Raw genomic sequence first — 12,765 nt, 5'->3', positions numbered from 1 at the left:
ATGAATTCGACGGTGAGCGCGCTCCTCGACGAAGTCAGCACCTCCTCCGGCCTGAGGGAATTGCTCGCGCGCGTCGAGCGACTGGGCGAGCAGGGTGACTTCGAGACGCTGGTGGCGCTCGCCGCTGGACTCGAGGCGCGCCAGGAGTCCACGCCCTCCGAGGAGCGCTGGCGGCTGCACTCCCTCTCCGACCGGGTGGAAGAGGTGCTCGCCCGGAACGCGCGGCTCGAGAGTGCCCTGGCCCTGCTGGAGCTCGCACGCCAGCCCCGCGACTCGCGCTTCCAGGGACGGCACTCCTCCGCGCGACGGGCCCGAGACTTCGCCCACCTGCTGGCCTCGCACCGCTCCGCCGCGACGTTCGTCGAGCTGCTGGCGCGACGTCAGGGCCCCGACGACCTCAGGGAGGTGTTCGCCTGCGCCGTGCAGGAGCTTGTCCTTCGTGGCGCTGCCTTGGACCAGGAGCCACTGGTGCGCGAGCTGTGGGCGACGCTCGCCGACCAGGAGCATCCGCTGGCGGTACTTCCCTTGACGCGCATGCCCTGGGAGTCCGCGCTGGGGCGGGAGCTGGGCGTCGACGACCTCGCCTATGCGGTCGGCTCTCTCTCCGCTGCCATGTCCGGTGCTTCGAACGAGGATGACGAGGACGAGATGACCACGCCCAACGTCAAGCTGGTGGTGCGAGACGAGCCCGTGCCTCACGCGCTCGCCGCCGTCATCTCGGGACGGGGGGATGATGGCTTTCCCAGTCAGGTCGAGCAGCGCGTGCTGAAGCTGCGCCCCGCGCTCCCCCTGGCCCCTCCCGACAGCATCACCTCGCTGCTCGTCGACCTGGACCTGGAGCTGCTGCGCGGCGATTCGCCCGTGGACTGTGAGCGGACGAAGCCCGCTGAGCTGGTGCCGGAGCTGTTCTCGCTGGCGGCCCTGGGCGCGAGCGGGTGGCAGGGCGCGGAGGGCGCGGCGTACGGACGGCTCGCGCTGTGGCGCACGCTGGCGGGGCTCAGTGGCTTTGACGCACCGCTGGAGGCGTCGGCACTGTCGGCCCGGCTGAAGGGCTGCAGGTGGTACCGCTTCCAGGTGCCACGGGTCGACCCCTCGCGAGGGACTCCGTGCTTGGGTGTCGTCTGTCTGCGTCCCGGAGGCACGTCGCTCGCGCTGCTCGCGGTGCGTGACGAACCCGAGGCCCCGTAGGGCCATGCGTCACGCGGGCGTGTTCCTGCGCTTCCACAGGAGGAACGCGCGCTTCGAGGCGCGCCCCTCCGGGTCCTTCGGGTGGATGCGCTGCACGAGGTGCTCGTGCGTCAGCTCCGTGGAGATGAAGCTCACCGGACCGCTGCCCGTCGGGTGGTCCATGTCCCGGTTCCTTCGGACGACGTCCTCGAAGAACCGCAGGCCGTCCTCCGAGTCCTCGGTGAACCCCTGGTAGACGAGGAACCGCCACGCCTCCTCGGGATTCCCGTTGAAGTCGACGGCGTGCAGGGCCGCGGTGAGCCTGTCCCAATGGCGCGGAAGAATCATGGCGATGGGCGCGAAGCATAGCCGACGTCCTGGCACTCGCGCGCTCCTGGCTCTGTTCACCATCCACCACCAACGCTTTCCCCTCCGCCGGGGCCGCCTTATGACGGGTGTCTGGCACCCGGAGGAGGTTGTTCGCGCGGATGGTGGAATACATCGACCAGCTCATTGGAGCGCTCGGCCCGCTGGGGCTGTTGGTGCTGGGGCTGGCGGCGGCGCTGGAGTACGTGGTTCCACCCTTCCCCGGAGACACCATCACCCTGCTGGGGGGCGTGTACGCGGTGCGCGGCTCGCAACCGTGGCTCCTCGTCTTCCTCGTCGTGACGGCGGGCAGCGTGGTGGGCGCGGCCATCAACTACACGGTGGGCCACTGGCTGGCGGGGCGCTTCGATGCGCACCCGGGCCGCAGCTACTTCGGCATCACCCACGCGCGCCTGGAAGAGGTGCAGGCCCGGATGCGGCGCAACGGGCCGTGGCTGCTGCTGGCCAATCGCTTCCTGCCGGGCATCCGAGGCCTCATCTTCGTCGCCGCGGGCGCCGCGCGCATGCCTCGCGTCAACGTCCTGGGCCTGGGCGCGGTGTCGGCCATGGCGCACACGGGCCTGGTGCTCGCGCTGGGTGTGGCGGTGGGCGGCAACCTCGAGAAGCTGACGGCGCTGATGAGCCGCTACCAGTACGCGGTGGTGGGCCTGGTGGCGGTGGGCGTGGTGGCGGTGCTGGTGCGCATGTTCGCTCGGCGACGGGCGCCCGCCCCCGGGCCTTGAGTCCATGGGCGGACTGCCTTCCACGCCGACATTGCGTGGCCCCGGTCCGGCGCGGTTGAGTCACCTCCATGGCCTCGCGCATCCACCCAGGGACTTCGTTGCTCGTCGCGCTCGTGCTGTCCGTGGCGGGCTGCCGCTGTGGAGATGACCCGGGCACAGGAGGCGCGCGCCAGGGCTTCCGTCCCCAGGAGGAAGCGGTCGACTTCGGTCGCGCGCTGGAGGGCTCGCTGACGCGGCGTCAGGTGACGTTGCTGGCCACCGGGCGCGCCAGCGTCACGGTGCAGGCCTCGTCTGGCTCGCCCTTCACGGTGGACGTCGCCGAGGTGACGGTGCCTGGCAGTGGCACCGTCGCCGTCGACGTGGACTTCCTCGCGGGCAACGGCGCGGCGGAGGGCACGCTGACGCTGACGGGCGCGGGACGCACGGAGACGGTGCGCCTCACGGGGCTCGGCGTGAGGCCGCTCAACTGCGTCCCCTCCAGCCCCTGTCATGAATCGAGCTTCGACCTGGCCACCGGCACCTGCGTGGAGCGGGCGCTCGGGGATGGCGCCACCTGCATCCCCACCAGTCGCTGCCAGACGAACGGCCGCTGCGAGTCGGGCGCGTGCGTGGGCTCTCAACGCTCGTGTGACGACGACAACCCTTGCACGGTGGATGGGTGCTCGCCCGCCCTGGGGTGTGTGACGTCTCCCGTCGCGTGTCCGGTGCCGAAGAACCCGTGCAAGGTGGGCGTGTGCGACCGCGACAACGGCTGCGAGGAGGTGGACGCGAAGGACTTCATCCCGTGCGGCCCGGTGGACTGCAAGCAATCCAACCTGTGCTTCAGGGGCTCATGTCAGGAGTTGCCCACGCCGGATGGCGTGGTCTGCGCGCCCGCCACCGCGTGCCAGGGTGAAGGCACCTGTCAGGATGGCGAGTGCGAGAAGCCCGATGCGGGAGACCTTCCGGTCGACTTCAGCCAGGACCTGGGCGGAGCGCCCGTGGGCCAGCCCGCGCTGCTGGTCCAGGAGGGCTCCCTGTTCACCTCGGTGTGCGGCGGTGACGCGGGCTGCCGGCTCGTCTCCTTCACGCAGGGCGGCCTCTTGCGCTACGAGTCGCCCTATCCCGACGGAGGCTCCCGCACGCTGCTGGCCGCGTCGGATGCGGGCGTGGTGGTGCTCGCTCCGCAAGGACTGGAGTCCTATGCCCCTCGCGGGCCGGGCGCTCGACAGTGGGAGGCTTCGTGGGAGTCCATGGGGGCTGACGTGGACGCGGGAGCGTGGGTGGGGCATGTCGCGGCGGGGCAGGTCGCGCTGAACTCGAGCGGCGAGGTCGTCGCGCACGTGTCCTGGGGTCCCATGCCCGAGGAGGACCCGGACGGCGGCGTGGGGCCTCTTCCGAGGCCCAGTCGCGAGCGGTGGGTCTGGCTCTCCGGACGTGGCGAGGACGCGGGCTCGCTCGTGCGCGCGGGGCCCGTCGACCTGTGGAGAGGGGAGGCCCGCGTCGTGGTCGACGTGGAGGACACCGCCTTTCGCTTCACGGGGAACCAGCGGCTGGAGCGCGCCGACCTGTCGCCGGACGGCGGTACGCAGGTGACCCTCACCACGCTCGGGATGGATGGCGGCGTGGCGCAGGGCCTCGCGTCGCTCGCGGTGGCGGGGGGCCGGCTGATGGTGGGCGCGCGGGAGTTCTACGTCGCGGATGGGGGCTTCCAACAGGCCGTGGAGTGGGATGCGGGCACGCGCACGCTGACGCCGCTGGCCGAGCCCGCGCTGCTCACGGCGGAGGGCACCCCGGGCTATCTGTTCGCCCAGTCCTGCGACCGCGTGGATGGCCTGCCGTGCACGCCCGAGGAGCAGCGCACGGTGCTGCGCGCGGTGGACTCGGCGACGGGACAGGTGGCGTGGGAGGTGGACGTGCTGCCCTTCGCGACGGAGCCCGGCACGCTGCATGACGCGGCGCTGATTCAGGGCGGCGCGGTGGGCGTGCTCTCGGACACGGAGCGGCCGGATGGGCGGCAGGTGTGGCTCCAGCTCTTCGCGCAGGGCCAGAAGCTGGGGATGTGCCCGCTGCCGGGGCGCCCGACGGTGGTGGCGGGTGCGTCCTTCTTCGAGGACAAGCTGCTCGTCGTGCTGGAGCGCGACGGCGTGTGGAAGCTGGAGTCCTACGGCATGGGCCCCGGCATCCAGGTGGAGCCGCGCGGCTGGCCCCAGCGACACGGCACGCCGGGGAGCACGCGGCGCGAGTCGCCGTGAGTCACTCGGCGCTGTTCGGGTCCACCCACAGGTCCTCGTAGCGGACCTGCGGTGGCGTCTGGTGCAGGCGCAGGCCCTGCACCGTGGCGCTGGCCGCCGCGTGGACCCGCTCGTGGTACAGCGGGATGAGCGGACAGTCGTCGCGGAAGAGGTGCTCGGCGCGCACGTAGAGCTGCTGACGCAGCCCGGGGTCGATGGACACGCGCGCCTCGGCGGTGATGCGGTCCAGCTCCGGGTTGCGGTAGCCCAGCGGGTACACCGTCTGCGCGCTGGAGTGCAGCAGGAAGTAGAGGAACGTGTCGGGGTCCGGGAAGTCCGCCAGCCACAGCGTGCGGAAGGCCGGCACGCGTCCCTCGCGCAGCCGCGCCGAGTACTCCTCCGGCGCCATCTCCACGTGCTTCAACTCCAGGAGGCCCGCCTGCAACAAGGGGCGGAAGAGCACCGCGTCCTCGGCCGACGTGTCCCGCCCCGCCGGGTGGTGCAGGGTGAGTCGCAGCCGGCGCAGGCCCGCGTCGCGGAGCAGCTGCTCGGCGAGCGCCACGTCGGGCGCGGGCATGGGCCCCACCTCCGCGCCGCCCATCAGCTCCGGCGGGGTGAGCGTGCGCGCCACGCGGGCGCCCGGGTGGAACTGCTCCACCGCGCCGACGATGTCCATGCCCGCGCGCAGCGCGCGTCGCACGCGCACGTCGTCATAGGGCGGCTCGCGCAGGTTGAGGGCCACGAAGGCGGTGGAGGGCGTGGTGCTGGCCAGCACCTGGAAGGCCTCCAGGCCCGGCACCTCCACGTGCTCGGCGGAGAGGAAGGACACCAGGTCCGCGGCGCCCTCGCGCAGCCGCGTCATCGCCTCCTGCCGCGAGTTCACCAACTGGAACTCCAGCCGGTCCAACAGCGGCGCGCCCGTGCGCCAGTAGGACGGATTGCGCTCCAGCACCACGCGCTCCGGCTCCAGCGACATGACGCGGAAGGGGCCGGTGCCCACCAGCCTGCCATTCGAGTCCACGCGCGCCACCGCCGTGGGCGTCAGCGCCATCAGGTGCAGGAAGAACGCCTTGGGCTCGCGCAGCCGGATTTCCAGCGTGGCGTCGTCCAGCGCCTCGATTCCCGACACCTCGCGCGCCAGGCCCGACGTGTACTCGGGCGCGCCCTCCACGTCCTCCAGGAGGCTGCGGTCCGGAGAGCGCACCGCCGGGTCCAGCAGCCGCTCCAGGTGGCGCTTCACGTCGCCCGCCGTCAGCAGCGCGCCGTCGTGGAAGGTGACGCCCCGGCGCAGATAGAAGCGGTAGCGGCGCGCGGAGGGGTCCGCGTCCCAGCGCTCGGCCAGGTCCGGCTCCAGCCCGCCGTCCTCCAGGCGCACCAGCCCGGAGAATGCGCACGCGGTCAGCTCCGACAGCTGGTTCTCCACGCTGAACAGCGGGTCCACCGCCTGGCGGTTTCGCAGCGAGGCCGCCTGGTGCAGCACCACGCGCAGCATGCCGCCCGTGCGCGGCTCCGGCAGCCGGAAGCGGAAGACCTCCGTCTCCAGGCCCAGCGCCTCGTGGCCCAGCTGGTCCACCGTGCGCGTCAGCCCGTCGCCGATGCGGATGACCCGGCGCGCGTCCTCGCGCACCTGCGCCACCTCCTCGCGAATGGACGAGTCCGCCTTGGTGAGCACCACGTTGGCGGTGCGCAGCTCTTCAATCGCCGCGCTCAGGCGCACCACGGACTCCGACAAGTCTCGGCCCGTGCGCGCCTGGTCCTCCGCCTTCTGTGAAGCGCCATGGCCCACGCGGGCCATCTCCTGCGTCTGCCGCACCAGCTCGCGCGCGTGACCGGACTGCTCAATCGCCATGCGCGTGACGTCCTCCACGCGGCGGGCCACGCGGCGGCTGGCCTCCACCACCGTGGCGCCCTGGGCCTCCAGTCGCTGCGTCTCCATCACCGTGGCCTCCACGGCGCTGAAGGTGCGCTGGGTAATCGAGCGAATCTCCACCAGCGCCTCGGACGCGCGGTCTCCCAGGGCCACGCCCGCGGTGGCCTGCTCGCGGCCCTCGTGCACCAGCGCCACCGCCGTCAGCACCGCGTCGCGCACGCCGGACACCATGGCGGCGATTTCGCGCGTGGAGCGCGTGGTGCGCTCGGCCAGGTTGCGAATCTCGTTGGCCACCACGCCGAAGGGCCGGCCGTGCACGCCCGCCTGCGCGGCGATGATGGCGGCGTTGAGGGCGAGCAGGTTCGTCTGGTCGGCGATTTCCTGGATGACGTCGACGATGCGGCCAATCTCCGTGGAGCGCGAGCCCAGCGTGCCCATCAGCTCCGCGGCCTTGCGCACCGTCTCCTCCACCCGGTACATGCCCTTGACGCTGTCGGCCACCAGCACTTCGCCGCGCTCGGCCGTCGCCGTCACCGCGAGCGCCAGCTGGTTCGTCTCGCTGGCGCGGCGGCGCACGGAGTCGATGCCGCCCTCCACCAGCGCCACGAAGTCCTCCGCCTCGCTCGCGAAGCGCGCCAGCTCGTCACCGGAGGAGGCGATGTTGGCCAGCCGCTCGCTCATCGCCTGCATCAGCGACGTGGTGTGATTGGCGAAGTCGTTCACCTGCGACAGCGACTCCACCACCTGCTCCAGCCGCTCGGTCATCTCCAGGAGCGCGCCCGTCGTGTCGACGGCGAACACCTCCAACTGGTGCACGCGCTTGCCCACCACCTGGAGGCTGCCGCCCATGCCGCTGACGGAGTGCAGCGTGCGCTCCACCGCGCCGCCCTGGCGCCGCGCCGCCTCCAGCAGCATGCGGGCCTGCTCGCTCACGTCCGTGCTGGTGCGGTGCAGGTTCGCCGTCACCCGTTGCACCTGGGACAGCGCGCGGCGCAGCGACAGCACCAGGCGGCGCACGTCCTCGTGCCCCTCGTACTTGTGCCCGCCCGTGGTGGTGAGGTCTCCCTCCGCCAGCCGGGCCATGACGCGCCGACGCGCCAGCCGCCGCAGCGCCGCCCAGCGGAACCACGCCAGATACCCGCCCGTCAGGTACAGCACGGGCGTGGCCAGCAGGAGCGCCAGCCACGAGGACGCCACCATCTGCTGACCGCTCAACTGGAGGACACCCCCCAACACGAGCGCGGACAGCAGGCCGGCCGCCAGGCCGAACGCGAAGAGGTACCGTTTGGCGCCCATGGAAGGGCTGAGGCTACCCCGCCTTCTCGCGCCGGTCCGCAAAACGCCGCAGACTGGGGAGCCCCGTGTCCGTCCTGCTCGCCCTCCTCGTCCTCGGTCTCCCTGTGAATCCCGCCAGCCCTGAAAGCGGGGGTGGCGCCCGTCCCCCACGGGCCGAGGAGGCGCGCTTCGTCTTCTCCTGGCGCGGGGTGCCGGTGGGCACGGTGACGTTGACGCAAGCCGCCGGACGTTTCACGTATCAGAGCCGGCACCTGCACACGCGAGGAGGCGAGTACGGGGAGCGCAAGCGCGAGGCGACGTTGGAGGTGGACGCCGCGGGTCGGCTGGCGGGCCGGGCGGTGGTGCCCCAGTCGCTGTGGCTGTGGCGGGGGCCTCCCGCGCCGGGCTGCGTGACGGGGCGCGAGGAGCTGTCCGGCCGCGAGGGCCCCCACTGCGTCACGGGCGGCACGGCGCCGTGGGTGGAGGGCACGCTGCTCGGGGCTTCCTTCCGGGCGCGCTACGACGCGGGCGGGCGCATGGACATGCTGGAGGTGGGCGAGTCGCGCTTCACCGTGGCGGCGCCGGGCGAGCGGCTGCGGGCCCCGCCGGACCTCTTCGCCCAGGGGCTGCCCGTGGAGGGCGAGACGGGGGCGCTGGCCCTGGTGCCGCCACTGGAGGTGCCCTCACGCCTGGAAGGCATGACGCCCTGGACGGTGGGGGCGGCGCGGGCCCTGTCGGCGCGGGTGCACGCGGCGTTTCCGGAGAAGGGACCCGGCGCGGCGGACTGGAGCGAGGACGGTGCGGGCGAGGCCGGAGGCTGCCTGGCGCACGCGCTGCGCTTCGCGGCCTGGGCCCGGGAGAAGGGCGTGAAGGTGGCCCTGGTGCACGGGCTGCTCGTGGTGGACGGCGGACCGGCGCGGCCTCACGCGTGGGTGCGCGTGGCGCTGGTGGGCGGGGGCACGCTGGAATTGGACCCCACGTCGCTGGATGACGTCCGAGCGGACACGCACCTGTCGGTGGCGCTGGAGGACGCGCGCGGCCCGGCGCTGGAGGCCGGGGCACGGTGGCTGTCGCTCCTGCGCGGGGCGCACCGGGTGGTGCGCCGACGGTGAGGCCCGCTCGCGGAAGCGGGCTACTCGAAGGGGATGATGGACAGCTTCGCGCCCGCGTCGGCGCCGAGGATTTCCTTGGCGCGGGCGGGCAGGTAGGCCACCTGGTTGTCGAGCCGCGCCTGGCAGCGGACCGAGCGGAAGCGGTTGCGACCGGACTCCCGCTCGAAGGCGACGAGGATGTCGTCTCCCTCCAGTTCGAAGTCCTCGTCCGCCAGCTTCACGGTGCGGTACTTGCGCACCAGCGACACGTCCGCGGTGTTGGCCTCGAAGTGCGGCCCGCCGTCGAACGGGTCGATGCGCTCCACGTACCGGAAGCCGATGCGCTCCAGCATGCGCTGCACTCCGCGCGTCTGCGGCCCCACCTCGCCGAGCACCTTCTGCACGCGGTCCGGGAAGAGCGACGCGTAGATGTCCGACGCGGGGAACAGCTCCTTGATGAACTCCTTGTTCTGCCGGCTGAGGCGGTCCGCCTCCAGGTACGTCAGGCCGGTGAACTTCTTGCCGCACGCCTCCCACAAGAGGCTGCGCCCGTCGGGGAGCAGGGGCGGGAGCAGCTCCGCCAGCACGCGCGGGCGGAAGAGCCGCCGGTGCATGGCGAGGAAGAGGAAGCGCACATAGGACAGCTGCTTGCCGGGCTTGTCCGGCGTGGCCCGGTAGGGCGGGTCGACGACGAGGCCGCCGATTTCGGTGGGGCCCTCGTAGTTGTAGGCGATGGACAGCACCTTGTGCCTCAGGTGCCGCTCCAGGGAGGCGGAGTAGTGCTCCCGCTCGCTCACCTCGTAATAGATGTGCGGCGCCTCGTACGTCCCGTGCTGGGCGATGATCATCGACGTGCCGATGATGAGCCCGTTGCGCACGTCCTCCAGGACGAAGAGGTACTCCCGCTCGAAGGGGTTCTTCACCTTCCCGGCGAAGCTCTTCACCGACTTGTCGATGATGTTCTCGAGCGTCTCCTCGTTGTTCGGCAGGTTCACCGTGTTGAGCACGGCGGCGAGCCGCTTGAGGCCGGCCAGGTCGGTCTTCTGGACGTCACGCAGGACAAGCATGGGTGCACCCGGGACGCCCCTGGAATGGGCGCCGGAAGGGGTGGGGACCATACACCACACCACCTCTCGGCGGTCAGCCCGCGCTCGCTTGTTTCCTTTCGTGACGCGTCGAGTCATTAGGTGAACTGACCGCCCTGGCAGGCTCGCGTGGCGCTCTCCAGGGGCTCGCGGAGGTGAAACATTTATCAAACGTCCAACCCCCTGCCTGGATGCTCGCCCTGTTGTCAGGCGAGTGGGAACAACTCGAAGGGGGAATGAAGCCTGGAAGGGTTTCGGCTACGGTGCGTCGACCGTTTGCCTTCAAACCTTCGCAAGGACGCGTGCCTTTGAGAGTCTTTGTTCCTGGATTGCTTGCGATGTGGATGGTTCCCAGCCTGGCGTTCGCTGGAGTCGTGTGGCGCGGCGACTTCGAGACGGGCAACCGCTCACAGTACTCAGGCGAGCAGGTGGTCAGCTCCGACCGCCTGCTGGTGGTGACGAACCCGGTGGCGGAGGGCAAGTACGCGCTCAAGGTCACGGTGAAGCAGGGCGACGACCCCATCAACTCCAGCGGCAATCGCAATGAGCTCGTGTACCAGGGGCGAGAGAAGGAAGGCTCCGAGTACTACTACCGCTGGAAGGTGATGTTCGCGACGGACTTCCCCAGCGTGGACACGTGGCAGCTCTTCACGCAGTGGCACCACGACGGGTGCTGCGGCTCACCGCCGCTGGAGTTCTACGTGCGCGGGGAAGAGATTCGAATGGCGCTCAACTCCGACTCCACCATTCCGTGGCGCGGCAAGCTCCAGCGCGGCGTGTGGCACGAGTTCATCCTGCACGTGAAGTGGTCCGCCAAGGCGAGCACGGGCTTCGTGGAGCTGTGGCACAACAAGGAGAAGGTGCTGGCGAAGCGGAGCGCCGCGACGATGTACGCGGGCCAGAACAACTACCTGAAGCTGGGCCTGTATCGCAGCGACACGGTGAAGCCGGTGGGCGTGCTGTACCACGACGGTTTCATCCAGGCGACGACGCTGGCGGACGTGCTGGACACGACGCCCACGCCCACGCCGGACGCGGGCACGCCGACGGATGCGGGCACTCCCACGCCGGACGCGGGCACGCCCACCGTGGACGCGGGCTCCGACCCAAAGCCGGAGGAGCCCACGGACGCGGGCACGCCGCCTGGCACCGATGCGGGCACGTCGCCGGAGGAGGGACCTGGTGGAGTGCTGCCTCCCTCGGGGGTGTCTCCGGACAGCTCGGACGATGAGGCCGCGGGGTGCAACAGCTCCGGTGGGCCGCTGGCGGGGCTCGCGCTGCTGGGGTTGATGGGCCTGGCGCGAGCGCGTCGTCGGCGCTCGTGAGGCTCGTCCTGGAGCGCCAGGCTCAGCGAGGTGGACTTGGGGGCTTGTCGTTGAAGCTCCCGAGTCTCGGGGCCCAAGCTCACAGCTCCTGGGCCTGCTCGTACTTGCGCTCCAGGTCCCCGTCCTCGGTCTCGGGCCGGTTGCTCAGGTGCGGCTCGAGGAAGCGGCTCACGTAGTCCAGGCTGAGCCGCTTGGAGTCGGGCTGTTGCCAGGCGGAGAGCTGGAGCTTCGTCTCCGAGTCCTTCCACGTCTTCTCCAGCACGTAGTCCGACCTGGCGGCGAGCGCCTCCATGCGAACCCGCTCCTCGTAGGCGCGGTCGTCCCCGGTGGTCCTGGAGCGGCTCGTGCCTTCGCCCAGGCTCCGGTTGTAGGACTCCGCCGTGCGCAGGCGCTGCTCCGCGATTTCGACGGAGTCGTGCCGCGAGGTGGGCGCGCCGTACTTGATGCTCAAGAGCTCCGCGAGTGCATCGAAGTCCTCGCGCAGGGGCGCGTCGGTGTCGAAGCGCAGGGACACGGCGGCGAGCTTGTTCATCGTGAACTTGAAGTCCACCGTTGCCGGGCGGTCCGTGACGCGGGTGGCGACGCGGAGGTCGCCCTGGGACGACGTCGCCCTGGCCCCGGGATAGAGCGCGGCGACCTCGTCGGAGGACATGCCCCAACGGGTCTCCTGGAACCCGCTCTTGCTCCGGTAGTTGGCGAGCTCCTCGATGGCGAAGGCTTCATTGGAGGTGCGGATGGCCTCCCTGCGTTCCAGCAGTTGCTGATGGCGAGCCGAGGTTCCGCAGCCGGTGGCGAGCAGACACAGGGGGAGAAGTCCGGCGAGGGGGCGAAGCATCACGGGCTCCGGGTGACGAGGGTGCGCTTCCTGGACGCCACGGGTCCCCGGAAATTCACGGGAGTTTCGGGAGTGCGGGGAGAGGAGGTTTGTTTGACAGCCATCTGTCAATCAGACAGCCTTCTGTCCATGGCGAAATACACGACGGCCGGGTCGACCTTCACCGACCTGGTGCTCGAAATCTTCCGGAACAACGGCCTGCTGCTCGCGGCGGGGGAGCTCCTCTCCGAGCCGTCGGGGCTCACGAGCGCGCGCTGGCAGGTGCTGGGGGTGGTGGACCATGAGCCGACGCCGGTGGCGAACGTGGCGCGCACCATTGGATTGACGCGGCAGAGCGTGCAGCAGACGGCGGACGCGCTGGAGGCCGAGGGGCTGGTCGAGTACCAGGAGAACCCGCACCACCGCAGGGCCAAGCTCATCGCGCTGACGACGAAGGGGCGCGAGCGGCTGCGCGAGGTGGAGGCGCGCCAACTGGCGTGGGCGAACAAGGTGGGAGGCCGGGTGTCCGTGGCGTCGCTGAAGACCGCGCTGACGACGCTCCAGGATGTTCGCGAGGCGCTGGAGCAGGACGCTGACGCAGCCAGCGAGGCCTGAGCCGGAGTCTGGCCTCCCGGTTGCTCACGGACCCGCCCGGCGCGCGGTGACCCCGGCGGCCCGCCGGTCCTCGCGGTGGAGTTCACCCAGGGCTTCCTCCGGGGAAGCGGGCATCCTCCCGGTCCTCACCGCCCGGAGCAGGCGGCGTCCGGTGCCCTCGGGACGCCCGCTGGCCTCTTCCGCGAACTGGCACCCGCGCTC

The 12,765-nt window shown here is 71.1% G+C and carries 10 protein-coding genes; 6 read left to right on the top strand and 4 right to left on the bottom strand.

Annotation, left to right across the window (positions count from 1 at the left end):
- Positions 1-1,188 carry a DUF6183 family protein gene (locus LZ199_RS29470; protein WP_253997108.1) on the top strand — a complete coding sequence of 396 codons (1,188 nt, stop codon included), beginning with the start codon at positions 1-3 and terminating at the stop codon, positions 1,186-1,188.
- Between the two features lie 9 nt (positions 1,189-1,197).
- Here the strand turns inward: LZ199_RS29470 and LZ199_RS29465 are convergent, their stop codons facing one another.
- On the bottom strand, positions 1,198-1,515 hold the full coding sequence (locus LZ199_RS29465; RefSeq protein WP_253997107.1) for a hypothetical protein: 318 nt from the start codon (positions 1,513-1,515) through the stop codon (positions 1,198-1,200).
- Between the two features lie 140 nt (positions 1,516-1,655).
- On the opposite strand from LZ199_RS29465, the gene LZ199_RS29460 reads away from it, so the two are divergent.
- Positions 1,656-2,276 (top strand): DedA family protein, encoded by a 621-nt coding sequence (locus LZ199_RS29460; protein ID WP_253997106.1) that lies wholly within the window; start codon positions 1,656-1,658, stop codon positions 2,274-2,276.
- Positions 2,277-2,344: 68 nt separating this feature from the next.
- On the top strand, positions 2,345-4,510 hold the full coding sequence (locus LZ199_RS29455) for a hypothetical protein (protein WP_253997105.1): 2,166 nt from the start codon (positions 2,345-2,347) through the stop codon (positions 4,508-4,510).
- A 1-nt stretch (position 4,511) separates the two neighbouring features.
- Here LZ199_RS29455 and LZ199_RS29450 read toward each other — a convergent pair whose 3' ends face one another.
- Entirely contained in the window at positions 4,512-7,655 is a 3,144-nt protein-coding gene (locus LZ199_RS29450) for an ABC transporter substrate-binding protein (protein WP_253997104.1), read from the bottom strand.
- A gap of 65 nt (positions 7,656-7,720) precedes the next feature.
- On the opposite strand from LZ199_RS29450, the gene LZ199_RS29445 reads away from it, so the two are divergent.
- A complete protein-coding gene (locus tag LZ199_RS29445) occupies positions 7,721-8,746 on the top strand; it encodes a lasso peptide biosynthesis protein (RefSeq protein WP_253997103.1) in 1,026 nt (341 codons plus the stop codon).
- A gap of 20 nt (positions 8,747-8,766) precedes the next feature.
- Here LZ199_RS29445 and LZ199_RS29440 read toward each other — a convergent pair whose 3' ends face one another.
- Complete coding sequence (locus LZ199_RS29440; protein WP_163868957.1) at positions 8,767-9,792, bottom strand: arginine N-succinyltransferase; 1,026 nt, start codon at positions 9,790-9,792, stop codon at positions 8,767-8,769.
- 356 nt (positions 9,793-10,148) lie between these two features.
- Between LZ199_RS29440 and LZ199_RS29435 the strand changes: the two genes are divergently transcribed.
- Positions 10,149-11,135: a polysaccharide lyase gene (locus LZ199_RS29435; protein WP_253997102.1), complete on the top strand. Its 987-nt coding sequence runs from the start codon at positions 10,149-10,151 to the stop codon at positions 11,133-11,135.
- Positions 11,136-11,214: 79 nt separating this feature from the next.
- Here LZ199_RS29435 and LZ199_RS29430 read toward each other — a convergent pair whose 3' ends face one another.
- Positions 11,215-11,970: a hypothetical protein gene (locus LZ199_RS29430; protein WP_253997101.1), complete on the bottom strand. Its 756-nt coding sequence runs from the start codon at positions 11,968-11,970 to the stop codon at positions 11,215-11,217.
- A gap of 129 nt (positions 11,971-12,099) precedes the next feature.
- Between LZ199_RS29430 and LZ199_RS29425 the strand changes: the two genes are divergently transcribed.
- Positions 12,100-12,564 carry a MarR family winged helix-turn-helix transcriptional regulator gene (locus LZ199_RS29425; RefSeq protein WP_253997100.1) on the top strand — a complete coding sequence of 155 codons (465 nt, stop codon included), beginning with the start codon at positions 12,100-12,102 and terminating at the stop codon, positions 12,562-12,564.
- Positions 12,565-12,765 lie beyond the last annotated feature (201 nt).

The sequence above is a fragment of the Myxococcus qinghaiensis genome (genome assembly GCF_024198215.1).
Taxonomy (GTDB): Bacteria; Myxococcota; Myxococcia; order Myxococcales; family Myxococcaceae; genus Myxococcus; species Myxococcus qinghaiensis.
The sequence above is the reverse complement of the archived record's forward strand: the minus strand, read 5'-3'. Positions and strand labels throughout refer to the sequence as shown.